The sequence below is a fragment of the Clostridium sp. YIM B02555 genome (genome assembly GCF_022320955.1).
In the GTDB taxonomy this organism is placed as follows: Bacteria; Bacillota; Clostridia; order Clostridiales; family Clostridiaceae; genus Clostridium; species Clostridium saccharoperbutylacetonicum.
On record NZ_JAKJJY010000001.1, the window covers coordinates 511,539 to 530,095 of the forward strand.

Consider the following 18,557-nt stretch of genomic DNA (forward strand, 5'->3'; position numbering starts at 1 on the left):
TAAAACAAAGATAAGAATAGAAATTTGGAAATAATATAATTGATTTTGAATATATATTTATAGATATAAATATATACGGGGTGTAGAAATGGGGAATTTCAAATTTATAAAGTCTGAAATAGATGGTGCTTATATAGTAGAGCCTAAAGTTTTTGGAGATGAAAGAGGCTATTTTATGGAAGTCTATAATGAGGAAGCTTTTAAAGAAGCTGGACTTAATATGACCTTTGTCCAAGATAATGAATCAAAATCAAGTAAGGGTGTACTTCGTGGACTCCATTTTCAAAGGAAGCATAGTCAGGGAAAGCTTGTTAGAGTGACTAAAGGTGAAGTTTTTGATGTAGCTGTTGATTTGAGAATTGGTTCTGAAACTTATGGTAAATGGGAAGCAGTTATTTTAAGTGATGAAAATAAAAAACAATTTTATATTCCCAAAGGTTTTGCACATGGCTTTCTGGTATTATCAGAAGAGGCTGTATTTAACTATAAATGCACAGATTTTTATGCTGCTGAATATGACAGCGGGGTTATGTGGAATGATCCAGATATAGATATTAAATGGCCTTTAGATAGAATACAGAATATGATTTTATCTGAAAAGGACAAAAAGCATCCAAGCTTAAAAGAATTGGATTTGAGCAGATATTCAGATTATTATATTTGTCCAAAAGAGGTGTGATTATAGATGAAAATACTAATTACAGGAGCAAAAGGGCAGTTAGGGAATGAACTTCAAGATATAATAAATAGTGGAAAAGCCGAAATTGGTCAAGTTTCAGAGTTAATTACAAAATCAGAAGTTATTCCATTAGATATAGATGAATTGGATATAACTAATTTGGAAATGGTTAAAGCTAAATTAAATAAATTAAAACCAGATGTAATAATTAATTGTGCAGCGGCTACTAATGTTGATGGTTGTGAAAATAATCAAGATTTTGCATTTAAGGTTAATTCAATTGGCCCAAGAAATTTAGCTATAGTATCTGAAAAAATAGGTGCTAAATTAGTTCAGGTATCAACTGATTATGTATTTAGCGGAGTTGGAAACAAGCCATTAACTGAATATGATTTAACAACTCCATATAGTGTTTATGGAAAAACTAAGCTACTCGGAGAAAATTATGTAAGAGAGTTTTCTTCAAAATATTTTATAGTTAGAACTGCATGGTTGTATGGACATATAGGCAATAATTTTGTTTATACTATGAGAAGATTAGCTAAAGAAAAGGATATGATAACTGTTGTAAATGACCAGAAAGGAAATCCGACGTATGCCAATGATTTAGCTTATCATATATTAAAACTTTTACAGACAGAAGAATATGGAATATATCATTGTACTGGTAAAGGTGAGTGCACCTGGTATGACTTTGCGAAAATGATAATTGAATTGTCAGGAGAAAATTGTAAAGTTACAGCATGTACATCAGAAGAATATAAAACTTTAGCAAAGAGGCCTAAATATTCATCACTTGATAATGTGATGCTTAGATATACTGTTGGTGATGAAATGAGAGATTGGAAGGATGCAATAAAATCTTTTATTAATAAGATAGATAGCAATTATAATTATCGGGATGGAGTAAGAGAATGAAGATATATTTAGTTACAGGTGGAGCAGGATTTATAGGTTCGAATTTCATTTTATATATGTTAACAAAATATAAAGATATTAAAATAATAAATTTAGATAAGTTAACTTATGCAGGAAACTTAGAGAATCTTAAATCTATTGAAAATGATAAGAGATATACATTTGTTCAAGGAGATATTTGTGATAAAGATTTAGTTTCAAGTCTTTTTAAAATTAATAATATAAATTATGTTGTTCATTTTGCAGCAGAATCTCATGTTGACAGAAGTATAAAAGAGCCGGAAATATTTGCTAAAACAAATGTATTAGGAACTGTAAATATGCTCAATTGTGCAAAAACTGCTTGGGAAAGTGAAGAGGGATTCATTGATGGAGTGAAATTTCTTCATGTATCAACAGATGAAGTTTATGGTTCTTTAGGAGATGAAGGCTTTTTTGTGGAAACAACACCAATAGATCCTCATAGTCCATATTCATCAAGCAAAGCAAGTTCAGACTTAATGGTTAAATCTTATTATGATACTTATAAAATGCCAGTTAATATAACAAGATGTTCAAATAACTATGGACCATTTCAATTTCCGGAGAAGTTAATACCATTATTAATCAATAACTGTTTGCAGCATAAAGATCTTCCTGTATATGGAGATGGATTAAATATAAGAGATTGGTTGTTTGTAGAAGACCATGCGAAAGCGATTGATATGGTTATTAATGGAGGTAGACTTGGAGAAGTTTATAATGTTGGAGGCCATAATGAAAGGACAAATATACAAATAGTAAAGACAGTAATTGAATATATAAATAAAAATGTAGATAAAAATGTTACTGAAAGTTTAATAAAATATATTGAAGATAGAAAAGGTCATGATAGAAGATATGGAATAGCTCCAGATAAGATAAAGACAGAACTTGGCTGGTATCCAGAAACTAGTTTTGAAGTTGGGATTAAAAAGACTATTAAGTGGTATTTAGATAATTCAAAATGGATGAAAAATGTAACTTCTGGAGAATATCAAAAGTATTATGATAAGATGTACAACTAATTTGTGGGGGGGGCTATAGATTGGTTCGTATTAAGTTAAAAATTTATAGATATATAATCTAAGAGGTTCAAAGAAAAAAAGTAGTTATTTAAAAATTGTAGTGAAAAATTCCAAGTATGAGTATTGCACCGAATTAGATTTGGTGCAATTTTTATATAATAATTATGTGAAAAGGTCTTTGTTTTAGTTCTAATTATCATGTGATGTAGTATAATTTGAAGTAATAGTTTCAAGAGGGAAAGAGGAATCAATATTGAGAAAAATAATTATTTTGTTATGTTTGTTTTGGATGGGATTTATATTCTACATGTCAAGCAATAATGGACAAATATCTCATGAACAAAGTACTAAGGTAGTTAATATAATTGAAGATTCTAAATCAAAATTAGAAAATAAATCAAATAATCAGGCTAAAGCTGAAAAGGAAAATTTAGCTTTTTTAGATAAACTTATTAGAAAAAATGCACATGGGTTTCTATATATGGTATTGGCAATATTAGTAAGTGCTTCATTTTTTTCTTATAAAAAATTAGGAAGAGATGCAATAGTGTATATACTTTTTATATGCCAATTTTATGCTATTACTGATGAATTTCACCAAGCTTTTGTTCCAGGAAGAACTTCTTTAGTAAGTGATGTTTTAGTTGATTTTATAGGGAGTTTAGTAGGCTTAATAATTTTTTATTTGATTTATTATAAAATATATAAAGCTAAGATTAGATTTATATTAAGCACGAAGAAATTATAGTTTTCTACTGCTTTTTTATTTTTCTAAATCTGTTATAATAATAGTTAGCAAATCAAGAAGGTATGATTAGATATTATTAAAGACAAAGAGGTGCAAGCAATGCGACCACTAGCAGATTTGATGCGCCCAAATAAATTGGAAGATTTTGCGGGACAAAAGCATATTTTAAGTGAAGGGAAGCCGTTATATAATTTGATTGAGAGTAAGAATATATGTAATTGTATATTTTATGGGCCTCCTGGAACTGGTAAAACAACTTTAGCTAACATAATGGCTAATTATGTAGATAAGAAATTCTACAAATTAAATGCAACGACAGCATCTGTGAAAGATATTCAAGAAATTACGGATAATATTAATAATTTACTAAATTATAATGGAGTAGTTCTATACATAGATGAACTTCAGCATTTTAATAAAAAACAACAGCAGGCATTATTAGAATTTATTGAAGATGGAAGAATAACGCTGATTGCAAGTACTACTGAAAATCCTTATTTCGTTATACACAAAGCTATAATAAGCAGATGTAATATATTCTCATTTAAGCCATTAAATACTTCTGATATTATTATTGGACTTGAAAATTCTATTAAAAAGTTAACTTCAGAAGGAATAAAAATAGAATATTCTAATGAAGCTCTTACATATATTGCTGAGATATCTCAAGGTGATTATAGAAAAGCATATAATATTTTAGAAATTGCTATAAATTCGCAGGTAAAGAACGTTAGAGTGATTTCAAGTGAATATATAGAGAGCCTAGGACAGTCCAATATGAGGGCTGATTCTAGTGGGGATGAGTTCTATAACTTGTTAAGTGCCCTTCAAAAGAGTATTAGGGGAAGTGATGCTGATGCATCGATTCATTATTTAGCACGACTTATCAAAAGTGGCAATTTAACTTCAATTATAAGAAGGATTTCTGTTATTGCAGCTGAAGATATAGGTCTTGCCTTTCCAACAGCACTGTCTGTTGTTAATTCGGGAATAGAACTAGCTTTAAAGGTAGGATTGCCAGAAGCAAGAATAATACTTTCTGAAATAGTAATTTATTTAGCGACATTACCTAAATCAAATAGTGCAATTTTAGCTATAGATGCAGCTATGAATGATTTGGAAAATATTAATTTTGGAGATATTCCTATGCATTTAAAAGATGCACATTATATGGGAGCAGCTAATCTTGGAGTAGGTGGATATAAATATCCACATAATTATAATGATCATTATGTAAAACAAGAATATTTGCCAAAAGAATTAGAAGGAAGAATATATTATAATGGGCAGAATAATAAATACGAAGAAAGTATAAAAAATTATTGGGAAAAAATTAAAAAGTAATAATTATCGTTTGACAAAAGCCGAGTAATTTGGTAAGATATAAACGAAATTAATATATTTTATATATAAAGAGGTGAAAGAATGAAACTTTCAACTAAAGGAAGATACGGGGTTAGAGCCATGGTAGAGTTAGCAGCTAATTATGGTGGAGCACCGGTTTCCATAAAGGCTATATCAAAAAAGGAAAATCTTTCTGAATATTATTTAGAACAATTATTTAGCCCGCTTAGGCGTGCTAATGTTATAAGAAGTATAAGAGGTGCACAGGGTGGATACGTTTTATGCAAACCTCCTAGGGAAATAACTGTTGGAGATATAATGACTATTTTGGAAGGTCCTGTTGAAATAGCGGATTGTATTGATGGAGTTGAATGCGATAGTTCAGATTGCTGTGCTACAAAAGCAGTATGGGAAAAAATAAAAAATAGTATAGATAGTGTTATGAATTCAATAACATTACAAGATATACTTGATGATCACGAAGCTCTTCAAAAGAAAAATAGTGGCATTAAGATTGCAGATAGGAGTGAATAATAATGAAAAATGTATATATGGACTATTCAGCTACAACTTATGTTAAACCAGAAGTTTTAGAAGAAATGCTTCCTTATTTTACACAAAAGTTTGGAAATCCATCTTCATTTTATGGAATATCAAGAGAAACTAAAAAAGCTATAGATAAAGCAAGAGAACAAATAGCAAAAGCATTGAATTGTTTACCAGAAGAAGTGTATTTTACTGGTGGTGGATCTGAAGCAGATAACTGGGCGATAAAAGGAATTGCTTCAGCCCATAGAAATAAAGGAAATCACATTATTACAACTAAAATAGAGCATCATGCAGTTCTTCATACTTGTGAATACTTAGAGAAGAACGGTTTTGAAGTTACATATTTAGATGTTGATGAAGAAGGTTTTGTTAGATTAGAAGATTTAAAAAATGCTATAACTGATAAAACAATTTTAGTCAGCATTATGTTTGCGAATAATGAAATTGGAACAATTGAGCCAATAAAGGAAATCGGAGAAATCTGTAGGGAAAAGAAAATTTTCTTCCATACTGATGCAGTTCAAGCTATTGGAAATGTACCTGTAGATGTTAAAGAAATGAACATTGATATGTTGTCACTAGCAGGTCATAAGCTTTATGGACCAAAAGGAATTGGAGTTTTATACATCAAAAAGGGAATTAAAATTGATAATTTAATTCATGGTGGAGCTCAAGAAAGAAATAGAAGAGCAGGAACAGAAAATATCGCATCTATTGTAGGTCTTGGTAAGGCAGTTGAGCTTGTAACAGAAAATTTAGAAGAACATATGAAAAAATTAACAGCTCTTAGAGATAAGCTTATAAATGGACTTTTAGAAATTCCTTATACAAAATTAAATGGACCAAGAGGAGATAAGAGATTACCTGGAAATGCAAATGTATGTTTCAGATTTATTGAAGGTGAATCAATTCTGTTATCTCTTGATTTTAAAGGTGTTTGTGCATCAAGTGGTAGTGCTTGTACATCAGGATCCTTAGATCCATCGCATGTATTACTTGCAATTGGACTTCCACATGAAATTGCTCATGGATCATTAAGACTTTCTATGGGTGAAGGATCAACTGAAGAAGATGTAGATTATGTTCTTGAAGTTGTACCACCAATTATTGAAAGATTAAGAAATATGTCACCATTATGGGATGACTTTTTAAAGAAGGGAGAAAAATAAGATGATATATAGTGAAAAAGTAATGGAACATTTCCAAAACCCAAGAAACGTTGGAGAAATAGAAGATGCAAATGGTGTAGGTGAAGTAGGAAACGCCAAGTGTGGAGATATAATGAAGATTTATTTAAAGGTTGAAGATAACATTATTAAAGATGTTAAATTTAAGACTTTTGGATGTGGTTCAGCTATTGCTTCATCATCAATGGCAACTGAATTAATCAAAGGAAAGACTTTAGATGAAGCTTGGGAATTAACAAATAAGGCTGTTGCAGAAGCATTAGATGGTCTTCCACCAGTAAAAATGCATTGCTCTGTACTTGCAGAAGAAGCAATCCACAAAGCTATAAATGATTATAGAGCAAATAATGGATTAGAAGTTATACCAATGGAAGAACATAGCGATGAAGATTTACATGCTGCTGTTCATGGCGAAGAGTAATAGGTGATTTATGAAGAAAAAAGTTTTAGTAGGTATGAGTGGTGGTGTAGATAGTTCTGTTGCTGCATATTTATTAAAACAGCAGGGATATGAAGTCATTGGTGCTACAATGCAAATTTGGCAAGAGGACAATGAATTTCAAGAAAGAGAAGGGGGCTGTTGCTCCCTTTCTGCTGTTGATGATGCAAGAAGAGTATGTGACAAACTAGATATACCATTTTACGTTTTAAATTTTAGAGATTATTTTAAAGAAAAAGTTATAGATACTTTTGTACAGGAATATATTGATGGAAGAACTCCAAATCCTTGTATTGAATGCAATAAGCATCTAAAGTTCGATGAACTTTTAAGAAGAGCAAAGGGGATAGGTGCAGATTATGTTGCTACAGGTCATTATGCAAAAATTGAAAAGCGTGATGATAGATATCTTTTAATCAGATCAGATGATGATAGAAAAGATCAAACTTATGCATTATATAATTTCACTCAAGAGCAATTAGAACATACATTGATGCCTTGCGGAGAATATGAAAAGACAAAAATAAGAGAAATAGCAAAAGAAATTGGTCTTGCTGTTCATAACAAAAAGGATAGTGAGGAAATTTGCTTTATTCCAGATAATAATCATGGAAGATATATCTTAGAAGCAAAACCAGATAGAGTTAAACCTGGTAATTTTGTTGATAAAGAAGGCAATGTAATTGGCAAACATAAAGGAATTGTATATTATACCATAGGACAAAGAAAAGGACTTGGACTTTCTCTAGGAAGGCCAGTTTTTGTAACAGGCATTAATGCAAAAACAAATGAAGTTATACTTGGATCAGAAGATGATATATTCAAAACTGATTTGATTGCAACTGATGTTAATTTCATTCCTTTTGATAAACTTGAAAAAGAAATAGAAGTTACAGCAAAGGTTAGGTATTCTGCTAAACCTGCAGAGGCACTTTTAACTCCAATCGGAAATGGAAGAATAAAAGTTTCGTTTAAAGAAAAGCAAAGGGCAATAACTAAAGGGCAGTCAGTTGTATTTTATGATAATGAAATAGTAGTTGGCGGTGGAATAATTCAAGAAGTGTTATAAAAATGATAGCTAAGAGTTTATTAGACTCTTAGCTATATTTTTTATGGAATAAAAAATATAATTAAGTTTCAATTAAATTGTACATCTTATTTAAAAAAATCTGAAAGAAGGGTGAGTGTACAAAAAGGGCATATACAAATTTTATATTTGGCTACACGGACTTTCTCCTATGGAACTTTTATATTTGTACATATGAAATTTATACTTTGAACTTTTGTAATTAATTAATAATTGGAACATATATATTTAAATAGAAGGTAAATTAATGAATATTAAAGAAAATAAGAGGAAAAATGATTACACGTTAAAAATATGATGGAATATGAACATATTAAAACGATTATGAACTAAAAAAGAGAAGATGTAAGTTGAAAAGTATACCAATAAAGTATAGAATAAAATTATACGGTTCAGGTATACATTTAAGGGATTGATTTGAAAATAAAGAATATATTAGGAGGCGCGATTATGTTTTTTAAGACTACAGAGCAACATGAAAATTTAAGAGCAAGAATTAGAGAATTTGCTGAAGAGGAAGTTAAGCCTATTGCATTTATGTTAGATCAGGAAAATAAATTCCCTTCTGAAGCTGTTGAGAAGTTAGCCCAAATGGGAATGATGGGAATTCCTTATTCAAAAGAATATGGAGGAGCAGGCTTAGATGTAATAAGCTATGCAATTGCTGTTGAAGAATTATCAAGAGTTGATGGTGGTACAGGTGTAATACTTTCTGCTCATACATCCTTAGGAACATATCCAATTGCAGCTTTTGGAAGTAAAGAACAAAAGCAAAAATACTTAGTTCCATTAGCAAAAGGAGAAAAACTTGGTGCCTTTGGACTTACTGAAGAAAATGCTGGAAGTGATGCAGGTGGTACAGAAACTACTGCTGTCTTAGATGGAGATCATTATATTTTAAATGGAGAAAAGATATTCATTACTAATGGTGGTGAAGCAGATATTTATATTGTTTTTGCAGTAACTACACCTGATATTGGAACTCGTGGAATAAGTGCTTTTATAGTTGAAAAAGGATGGGAAGGCTTTAGTTTTGGCAAACATTACGATAAGATGGGAATTCGTTCTTCAGTAACAGCAGAGCTCATATTTAATGAGGTGAAAGTTCCTAAAGAAAACTTGTTGGGAAAAGAAGGAGACGGTTTTAAGATTGCAATGTCTACATTAGATGGCGGACGTATTGGTATTGCAGCTCAAGCTCTTGGAATAGCTCAAGGTGCTTATGAAAATGCACTTGAATATTCAAAAGAAAGAATTCAATTTGGTAAACCAATTTGTCAAAATCAAATTATAGCTTTTAAACTTGCAGATATGGCAACAAAACTTAGAGCAGCTAGAATGCTAATTTATAGTGCAGCAGAACTTAAGGAAAACCATGAGCACTATAGCATGGAAGCTGCTATGGCTAAGCAATATGCATCAGATGTTTGTCTTGAAATTGTAAATGATGCTCTTCAAATATTTGGAGGTAGTGGATATCTTAAAGGTATGGAAGTTGAACGTGCTTATAGAGATGCCAAGATTTGTACAATATATGAAGGGACAAATGAAATTCAACGTGTTGTTATTGCAGCAAGTATTATAGGTAAGATGCCAAAGAATGAGCAGGTAGCAAAAGGAGCTCAAAGAGGTCCTATAACAGGTTATCGTAAGAAAGTCATTTTTAAAGATGGAAGTGCTGATGAAAAAGTTAATTCACTTGTGGAAGCTTTAAAGAAAGAAGGCTACGACTTTACTGTAGCAATTCCTATGAATACTTCAATTAGTAAGGCTGATAGAGTGGTGAGTGCTGGACAAGGTATTGGTGAAAAGGCAAATATGATTCTTATAGAAGATTTAGCAGCTGCAGTTGGAGGAACTGTTGGATGTTCTCGTCCAGTAGCTGAAACCCTTAAATATCTTCCAATAGATAGGTATGTAGGTATGTCAGGACAAAAGTTTAATGGAAATCTTTATATTGCTTGTGGTATTTCAGGAGCAGGTCAGCATTTAAAAGGTATAAAAGACGCTACTACAATTGTAGCTATAAATATTAACCCTAATGCTAAAATATTTAAAAATGCAGATTATGGAATAGTTGGAGACGTTAATGAAATATTACCACTACTTACTGCTGCTTTAGATAATGGGGAACCAAAGAAGGAAGCACCACCAATGAAGAAGATGAAAAGAGCTATTCCGAAGAAAGTTACTCCAACATGGAAACATTATGTATGTAATGGTTGCGGTTATGAATATGATCCAGGTTTAGGAGATGCTGAAGGAGAAATTGCTCCAGGAACTTTATTTGAAAATATACCTGAAGAATGGACTTGCCCTGCATGTGGTGAAGAAAAGAGTATGTTTATAGAAATTTAGTTTTTGTCTCATTTATTAATTATTAATTAGATAATTCAGAGTAGATAAAAATAAATATTGATAAATCATAGTTAGTAGGTATGTTTTGATTTGGAAAGTTATGGAGGAAGAATGAAGTTTCTCCATAGAGCTTTCGTAATTAACTTATAATTTATAATTGCAAAATATATATGATAGAGTGTAAAAATAAAATGTTTTGATAGTAAAGGAGGATTTATTACATGTATTGTGTTAGAAATATAACTGAAGATTTATATTGGATTGGTGGTAATGATCGACGATTAGCTCTTTTTGAAAATGTCCATCCTATTCCAAGAGGGGTTTCGTATAATTCATACTTACTTTTAGATGAAAAGACTGTGCTATTTGATACAGTAGATTGGTCAATTTGTCGTCAATTCCTTGAAAATATAAAGGGTGTTTTGGGAGAAAGAAAATTAGATTATATGGTTATAAATCATATGGAACCTGATCATGCAGCATGTATTGAAGAAATTGTTCTTAGATATCCAAAGGTTAAGATTGTATGTACAGAAAAAGCACTTTTATTCATGCATCAATTTGGATTTGATATTGGAGATAATGTAATACAAGTAAAAGAAGGAGATACAATGTCTTTTGGAAAGCATAATGTTGCTTTTGTGGCTGCGCCAATGGTTCATTGGCCAGAAGCTATGGTGACATATGATGCAACAAATGGAGTGTTATTTTCAGCTGATGCCTTTGGTTCCTTTGGTGCATTAGATGGAAAACTCTTCAATGATGAAGTTGATTTTGATCGTGACTGGCTTGATGATGCAAGAAGATACTATACAAATATAGTAGGAAAGTATGGTCCTCATGTTCAAGCCTTATTAAAGAAGGCAGCAGGTTTAGAAATTAAGTATATATGCCCTTTACATGGTCCAGTATGGCGTAATGATTTTGGTTATTTATTAGATAAATATGATAAGTGGAGCCGTTATGAGCCAGAAGAGAAAGGCGTGTTAATAGTTTATGCATCTATGTATGGAAATACCGAAGCAGCAGCAAATGATTTAGCAACAAGATTGGTAAAAAAAGGAGTTACCAAGGTATCCATGTATGATGTGTCAAGTACTCATGTTTCGTATTTGATTTCTGAAGCTTTTAAGTATAGTCATGTTGTACTGGTTTCAGTAACTTACAATTTAAAGATATATCCTCCAATGCATAATTTCATAATGGATATGAAAGCATTAAATCTTCAAAAACGTACTTTTGCACTTGTAGAGAATGGTTCGTGGGCTCCTCAATCAGCAAAATTGATGGGGGAACTCATAGAAGAAATGAAGGATATGACAATCTTAGAGAGTGAGATGACAATAACCTCAGCTATGGCAGAAAAAGATGAAGATTCAATGGAAGCTGTTACAGACAGCATTGTTGATTCAATGAAATAGGAATAATAAGCGTTTAAATATAATTCTTTAGTAATTTAAGAAGTATTATATTTAGGCGCTTTGCTTTTAAGAAGATAATGAAACAGATAGTTTCATAATGAATAATTTTCCTTTCTTTGGAGACTATATAAATAATGTGAATTTTATATAGCTATTTGGAGGTATGCAATTTGTTTAAAACTAGGGATTTCTTTTTTAAGAAGATTTACAATATTAACGGAAAAAAAATAGGAATCATTGAGGATTTATTTATAGATTTCCACTTGGGAAGAGTTTTAGGCTTTAAAGTATCAAATAGCCATTTTTTTTCAAAAAGTAATTATATAGACATACAAGATGTTGTTGATATTGGTGAAGATATAATAATAGATTCTATCAGACAAGGAAGCGGATTAGCTTTTAAAGAAATAAAATATTTAGAGGTAATTGATGTTTTAGGAGATGTTAAAGGCGTTTTAGAAGATATGATTATAGATATTGAAGATTACAGTATAAAAGCCATTGTCATAAGTTCAGGATTTATAGATAAGATGATAAAGGGAAAACAAATAATTCTTTTGAATAAATGTATTCTTGGAGAAAAATATATATTATACACAGGAAATGAAGGGGTATTGTTTAAAACAATGCCACATAATATGGAGAAGTGCAATGGAGTTAAGAAAGCATAAGAAGATAATTTTATTTGGTTTGATTTTATCATGCGGTATAATATTTATTTTAGCTTACTTTTTAAGTAAATCATTCAATACAATAGTAAATGTTATGATTATATCATTTATATTATCTTATACATTAAGCCCAATTAGAGATACATTTATAATAAAGTTTAAAGTAAGTAAAAGAGCAGCATCTATTTTGGTTATATTATTAATATTAGGAATTGTTGTCTCATGTATAATAGTGATAGTTCCAGCATTGTTTAAGGAAATAACAAATGTAAGCAATATATTTGATAATATAAGTAATTTTATGGATGAGGTCTTTAGAAAATTTAATTTGAATAATTCAACTGTAAGCAATGTGGTATATAATGAGTTTTTAGAAAGAGGAAATGAACTTTGGGTTACCTTTACAGAAAATTCTGTAGATAATTTAATTGGATTTAGTGACAATATTATTTCCTTTGCAATAATACCAATTGTTATTTATTATTTTCTTTGTGATGGAAACAAAATATATAACAAGATTTTGCTATTTCTTCCAACTGAAAAGAGGGGATTAGTTAAAAAATTTTTATATAATATAGATAAGGTATTGACTAGATATATCACAAGTCAATTATTCTTGTCAGGATTAATAGGAGTATTAACTTTTATATTATTAGTAGTATTAAAAGTAAAATTTCCTTTGTGGATTTCGATTTTGAATGCAATTTTAAATATAATACCGTATTTTGGTCCAATATTTGGAGCTGTACCAGCAGTTATAGTTGCACTCTTGGATTCTCCAATTAAGGCACTTTGGGTTATTATTGGGATGTTTGTTATTCAACAATTAGAAGGTGATATTTTATCACCTAAGATTACAGGTGATAGTACAGAAATGCATCCACTTGTAATAATAGTGCTATTATTAATAGGTGAAAAATTTGGAGGATTTATTGGAATGGTATTAGTAGTTCCAATTGCTGTAATAATTAAGGCTTTATATGATGATATAAATTATTATTTGTTTTAAATACAGCGATTCAATATTACTACAATGTAGAAGAACCACTGAAATATTTAAATACATTTCGTTTTTTGTATTTATTAGGTATATTTGTTACAAGAATAATTGCTAAAACCCTAAGGATTTCCAAATAAAATCAACATTTATTGCTCTTTAATAATTGACTATTGATCAACAATCATTGAGAATTGATTATTGACATAATTATTTATATGAAATATAATTTTCATGAAATAATTAAATAATAAGTGATGATTAGGATAAGTAAATTTATTATAGATATTTAGAGAAAAAGTGGTTGGTGAAAACTTTTTACTATATTATTTTGAAGCTGCCTAGGAGCTATAATTAACTAAGTGATGTGTTTTGTTTACACATAATTAGGGTGGTACCGCGGAAATTTTGCCTTTCGTCCCTAGGATTATATTTAGGGAGAGGGCTTTTTTTATGTTTTATTAGACATAACAATTGATGAAGCAATTATTAAGGAAAACTATACCTTGGAATATGTGTAAGAAGTTTACTATTACCAATTTAAAGTGCAAAGTATATACCACAGTTATTTAAAATACATAATGATATATGGAGGAATAATTTATGAAATTTACAAAAACAAATGATTTAAGAAAAGCATATCTAGAATTTTTTGAGAGTAAAGAACATTTGAAATTAGAAAGTTTTTCTTTAGTTCCTAAAAATGATAAGAGTTTATTATTAATAAATGCTGGTATGGCTCCATTAAAACCATATTTTACAGGACTTCAAGAACCACCAAAGAAAAGAATAACAACTTGTCAAAAATGTGTTAGAACAGGTGATATTGAGAATGTTGGAATAACAAGCAGACATTGTACTTTCTTTGAAATGCTAGGAAACTTTTCTTTTGGAGATTATTTTAAAAAAGAAATAATCCCATGGGCGTGGGAATTCTTAACTGAAGTTTTAGAAATGCCAAAAGAAAAATTATATGTAACAATATATTTAGATGATGATGAAGCATATGAATTTTGGACTACACTTACAGATGTAGATAAGAGTCATATATTTAGATTGGGAAAAGAAGATAATTTCTGGGAACATGGTGCAGGACCTTGTGGCCCTTGTACAGAAATTCATTTTAGCAGAACAGATGAAGTACCTACTAATTCAGAAGAATTTAGTGCTTTGTCAGATGCAGATAAAATAATTGAAGTATGGAATCTTGTATTTACTCAATTTGATGGAGATGGAAAAGGAAACTATGAAAGACTTGCAAGTACTAATATAGATACTGGTATGGGACTTGAAAGACTTTCAGTTGTAATGCAAAGTAAAAACAGTGTATTTGAAATTGATACATTAGAAAATATATTGAGTGAAGTTTCTAAACTTGCTAATGTTAAGTATGGTGACGACAGCAAGTCTGATATTTCATTGAGAATAATAACAGATCATATAAGATCAATAACTTTCATGATTTCTGATGATGTAATGCCATCAAATGAAGGCAGAGGATATGTGCTTAGAAGACTTCTTAGAAGAGCTGCTAGACATGGAAAAACTTTAGGGATTAATGATGCGTATCTTTGTAACTTATGTGATGTTGTTATAAGAGATTCAAAAGAAGCATATCCAGAACTTGAAGCTAAGAAAGAATATATTAAAAAAGTTATAAAAATTGAAGAAGATAAATTTAGAGAAACTTTAGATTCTGGTATGGAAATATTAAATGGATTTATTGGTGAATTAAAAGAAAATAAAGAAACAGTTTTAAAAGGCGCTGATGGATTTAAATTATACGATACTTTTGGATTCCCTATGGAACTTACGAAGGAAATATTAGAAGACGAAGGTTTATCATTAGATGAAGATGCATTTAATGAAGAAATGAAAATTCAAAGGGAAAGAGCTAGAAGTGCAAGAAAAGTTTCTAATTATATGGGAACAGATGTTAAGACTTTAGATGCTATCCCTGCTGATATAGAAACAATATTTGATGGATATGATAATGATGCTTTAAATGCAGAAGTTAAATGCTTAATTGAAGGTGAAGATTTTGTAGAAAGCATTACTGAAGGAAATAAAGCTATTGTTGTTACTGATGTCACTCCATTATATGCCGAAATGGGTGGACAAATAGGTGATACAGGTTTTATATTTAATGATGGTTTTAAGGCACAAGTTGTTGATACTAAAAAGAATATCGGTGGTAAAATAGTTCATTTTGTAGAAGTTTTATCTGGAGAACTTAAATCTGGAGATAAAGTTACAATTGAAGTAGATAAAGAAAGACGTGAAAATATAAAAAGAAATCATACTGCAACTCACCTTTTAGATAAGGCATTAGTTACAGTTTTAGGATCTCACGTTCATCAAGCAGGATCATATGTTAGTCATGATAGATTAAGATTTGACTTTTCACATTTTGAAGCAATGACTGAAGAAGAAATCACTAAAGTTGAGGATTTAGTTAATGAAGCAATAACAAGTGTAACTACAGTTGTTACTAAAGTAATGGATCTTCAAGAGGCTAAAAACAGCGGAGCTATAGGTATATTTGATGATAAATATTCTGATAAGGTTAGAGTTGTAATGGCTGGAGAATATTCTAAAGAATTATGTGGTGGAACACATATAGATAATACTGGTAAAATAGGTTTGTTTAAAATTATATCTGAAAGCGGTATTGCTGCAGGTACTAGAAGAATAGAAGCAGTGGTTGGAAAAGAAGCATACAAATTAGTTAATGAAAAGAAAGATTTGTTAAAAGAAGCTTCAAGTAAGCTTAAGTGTTCAGAAAAAGAATTATTAAGCAAACTTGATCAACAAGCTAAAGAATTAAAAGAAAAAGACAAAGAAATTGCAGTTTTAAAATCTAAATTCGCAACAATGGGAATAGATGATATTATTGCAAGTGCAAAAAATGTTAATGATGTTAATGTTGTTGCATATGAATTAAAAGATGTTGATGGCGATGCTTTAAGAGATGTATGTGAAAAAGTAAGAGATAAAGTTGAAAGAAGTATTGTTTTACTTATGAGTGCTAATGCAGGAAAAGTTACAATATGTGCGATGGCAGCTAAAGATGCAGTTGCAAAAGGTGCTCATTGTGGGAAGTTAATTAAAGAGGTATCGGCTATACTTGGAGGCGGTGGTGGTGGAAGACCAGACATGGCTCAAGCAGGTGGAAAGTTACCAGAAAAAATCCAAGATGCAATAAAAGAAGCATATAAAATAGTTGGAACTTTAGTAAAATAGTATACTTTTTATAAATTATAGGTTATAATCTAGATATAGATTATTGAATAAATAAAAATATAAAGTTAATAATAGATATATATGGACATCGTTTCCTTATTAAATGATTAAGGGGGGGAGTTGCATAAAGCAACATTTTTATGAGTAATAATATTGAACATACAATGCAATTTGATTTAAGTAAGAATAAAGAAGCTCTTACAAAAACAATATTAACAGAGGTTTATAATTCGTTAAAAGAAAAAGGATATAATCCTATAAACCAATTAGTTGGATATTTGCTTTCAGGAGACCCTACTTACATCACTAATTACAACGGAGCAAGAGCTTTAGTAAGAAAACTCGAAAGAGATGACATACTAGAAGAAGTTATAAAGTCTTATTTAGAGATAAAGTAGAGAGTGCCCGTTTATAACGGGCGCTTTTAATTTTTTTATATACTGCGAGAGGGGTTAAAATTTGAGAATACTAGGATTGGATGTTGGTCAAAAAACTATAGGAGTGGCTGTAAGTGATCCTTTAGGGTTTACAGCACAAGGGTTGACAACAATAAGAAGAACGAATAAAGAAAAGGATATTCAAGAAATAAAGAACTTCTGTGATCAATATGATGCTAAAGTTATATTAATAGGATTACCTAAAAATATGAACGGAACAATAGGACCATCAGGTGAAATTATAATGGCTTTTGGCAAATTGCTTGAAGAAGAACTTAAGCTTGAAGTGAAATTTTGGGATGAACGTTTAACAACGGTTGCAGCACATAGGGCTATGCTTGAGGCAGACTTATCAAGAAATAAGAGAAAAAAAATAGTTGATAAAGTTGCATCAACATTTATACTTCAAGGATATTTGGATATGATTTCAAGAAAATAAAATATATAGGTTATTATTAAAGTTGTTCATTTGAATTTAAGAAATTTTAAGAGAAAAGCGTATTTACTGATTACATATTTAGTTATATGAACTTTCTTATTTAATCTTTTGCTATTAATTGAACATTGATAATTGAAACGTATATACTAATTTATATAAAAAATAATATTATTAAAAGAAAGGAATGGATTTATGGATAAAGATGCAAAATATGTATATATACCTGATCAAGATGGAAATGATGTTAAATTTGAGGTTGTAATATACTTTGAAATAGAAAAACTTAAAGGTCAGTATATCGTTGCTACGCCAGCAGATGATGAAACTGATGAAGCCTATGCTTTTAAAATCTTTAAAGATGGAGATGGAAGCGAGATCTTTATAGCATTAGAAGATGATGATGAAGAATTTGAAATGGTATTAGAAACATATAATACTCTTATGGATGAAGATGGATTAATAGAAGAATAATACAAAAGTGAGGTGTTAGTATGGAAGTATCTAATTTAATTGATATGGATGCCTTGAAGGAAAATCTAAAGAAAAAGGGTTATAAATTAACGCCACAAAGAAGGTCAATTGTTGATACAATAATTGAAAATGAAGGGCAGCATTTAACAGCAGAAGAAATATATGATAAAGTGAAAAAGAGTTGCCCGGAAATTGGCTTGGCAACAGTATACAGAACTATTCTTTTGTTAGAAGAATTAGGTGTTATCTCTAGATTAGAATTAAATGATGGATGCAATAGATATGAAATAATGCATTCAAATGAAACGCACAGACATCACCATCTTGTTTGTAATAATTGTCATAAGGTTTTAGAAGTTCAGGATGATTTATTAGAGGACCTTGAAGCGGCAATTGAAAAGCAATACAAATTTAAGATCTTGGACCATAGTGTTAAGTTTTATGGTATCTGTGATGAATGTCAGAATAGTTAATTGATGAATAAAAGGCTTTTATAAAGACCTTTGTTTATAAATAAAATTTA

18 protein-coding genes and 1 other annotated feature are annotated in these 18,557 nt (G+C 30.2%); all 18 genes read left to right on the forward strand.

Annotated features, from left to right (window positions below; translation table 11 throughout):
* Window positions 1-88: 88 nt before the first annotated feature.
* Complete coding sequence (gene rfbC / locus L3B98_RS02250; RefSeq protein WP_238915466.1) at window positions 89-679, forward strand: dTDP-4-dehydrorhamnose 3,5-epimerase; 591 nt, start codon at window positions 89-91, stop codon at window positions 677-679.
* Between the two features lie 6 nt (window positions 680-685).
* Window positions 686-1,597, forward strand: coding sequence for a dTDP-4-dehydrorhamnose reductase (gene rfbD, locus L3B98_RS02255; RefSeq protein ID WP_238915467.1), 912 nt, complete (start codon window positions 686-688; stop codon window positions 1,595-1,597).
* A complete protein-coding gene (rfbB, locus tag L3B98_RS02260) occupies window positions 1,594-2,643 on the forward strand; it encodes a dTDP-glucose 4,6-dehydratase (RefSeq protein WP_238915468.1) in 1,050 nt (349 codons plus the stop codon). The genes rfbD and rfbB overlap by 4 nt, the downstream gene beginning before the upstream one ends.
* A 253-nt stretch (window positions 2,644-2,896) precedes the next feature.
* Window positions 2,897-3,391, forward strand: a complete 495-nt coding sequence (locus L3B98_RS02265) for a VanZ family protein (RefSeq protein WP_238915469.1) — start codon at window positions 2,897-2,899, stop codon at window positions 3,389-3,391.
* Between the two features lie 99 nt (window positions 3,392-3,490).
* Window positions 3,491-4,735: a replication-associated recombination protein A gene (locus tag L3B98_RS02270; RefSeq protein WP_238915470.1), complete on the forward strand. Its 1,245-nt coding sequence runs from the start codon at window positions 3,491-3,493 to the stop codon at window positions 4,733-4,735.
* 81 nt (window positions 4,736-4,816) lie between these two features.
* Complete coding sequence (locus L3B98_RS02275) at window positions 4,817-5,269, forward strand: RrF2 family transcriptional regulator (RefSeq protein ID WP_077361080.1); 453 nt, start codon at window positions 4,817-4,819, stop codon at window positions 5,267-5,269.
* A gap of 2 nt (window positions 5,270-5,271) precedes the next feature.
* Window positions 5,272-6,453 (forward strand): cysteine desulfurase NifS, encoded by a 1,182-nt coding sequence (gene nifS / locus L3B98_RS02280; protein ID WP_077361082.1) that lies wholly within the window; start codon window positions 5,272-5,274, stop codon window positions 6,451-6,453.
* 1 nt (window position 6,454) lies between these two features.
* The gene (gene nifU, locus L3B98_RS02285; protein ID WP_077361084.1) at window positions 6,455-6,892 is read left to right on the forward strand and encodes a Fe-S cluster assembly scaffold protein NifU; all 438 of its coding nucleotides are present in this window, start codon (window positions 6,455-6,457) and stop codon (window positions 6,890-6,892) included.
* 10 nt (window positions 6,893-6,902) lie between these two features.
* Complete coding sequence (mnmA, locus tag L3B98_RS02290) at window positions 6,903-7,979, forward strand: tRNA 2-thiouridine(34) synthase MnmA (protein ID WP_077361086.1); 1,077 nt, start codon at window positions 6,903-6,905, stop codon at window positions 7,977-7,979.
* Window positions 7,980-8,447: 468 nt separating this feature from the next.
* Window positions 8,448-10,355 carry an acyl-CoA dehydrogenase family protein gene (locus L3B98_RS02295; protein WP_238915471.1) on the forward strand — a complete coding sequence of 636 codons (1,908 nt, stop codon included), beginning with the start codon at window positions 8,448-8,450 and terminating at the stop codon, window positions 10,353-10,355.
* Window positions 10,356-10,576: 221 nt separating this feature from the next.
* Entirely contained in the window at window positions 10,577-11,776 is a 1,200-nt protein-coding gene (locus tag L3B98_RS02300; protein ID WP_015391338.1) for an FprA family A-type flavoprotein, read from the forward strand.
* Between the two features lie 170 nt (window positions 11,777-11,946).
* A complete protein-coding gene (locus L3B98_RS02305) occupies window positions 11,947-12,447 on the forward strand; it encodes a PRC-barrel domain-containing protein (RefSeq protein ID WP_015391339.1) in 501 nt (166 codons plus the stop codon).
* Window positions 12,428-13,456, forward strand: a complete 1,029-nt coding sequence (locus tag L3B98_RS02310; RefSeq protein WP_238915472.1) for an AI-2E family transporter — start codon at window positions 12,428-12,430, stop codon at window positions 13,454-13,456. Before L3B98_RS02305 ends, L3B98_RS02310 begins: the two co-directional genes overlap by 20 nt.
* Before the next feature lie 236 nt (window positions 13,457-13,692).
* Window positions 13,693-13,870 (forward strand) — a binding site (T-box leader).
* 177 nt (window positions 13,871-14,047) lie between these two features.
* Window positions 14,048-16,687, forward strand: coding sequence for an alanine--tRNA ligase (gene alaS / locus L3B98_RS02315; RefSeq protein ID WP_238915473.1), 2,640 nt, complete (start codon window positions 14,048-14,050; stop codon window positions 16,685-16,687).
* A 140-nt stretch (window positions 16,688-16,827) separates the two neighbouring features.
* A complete protein-coding gene (locus L3B98_RS02320; protein ID WP_015391342.1) occupies window positions 16,828-17,085 on the forward strand; it encodes an IreB family regulatory phosphoprotein in 258 nt (85 codons plus the stop codon).
* 61 nt (window positions 17,086-17,146) lie between these two features.
* Window positions 17,147-17,563 carry a Holliday junction resolvase RuvX gene (gene ruvX, locus L3B98_RS02325; RefSeq protein ID WP_015391343.1) on the forward strand — a complete coding sequence of 139 codons (417 nt, stop codon included), beginning with the start codon at window positions 17,147-17,149 and terminating at the stop codon, window positions 17,561-17,563.
* Window positions 17,564-17,755: 192 nt separating this feature from the next.
* Window positions 17,756-18,034, forward strand: coding sequence for a DUF1292 domain-containing protein (locus L3B98_RS02330; RefSeq protein WP_015391344.1), 279 nt, complete (start codon window positions 17,756-17,758; stop codon window positions 18,032-18,034).
* A 20-nt stretch (window positions 18,035-18,054) separates the two neighbouring features.
* Complete coding sequence (locus L3B98_RS02335) at window positions 18,055-18,507, forward strand: Fur family transcriptional regulator (RefSeq protein ID WP_015391345.1); 453 nt, start codon at window positions 18,055-18,057, stop codon at window positions 18,505-18,507.
* Window positions 18,508-18,557 lie beyond the last annotated feature (50 nt).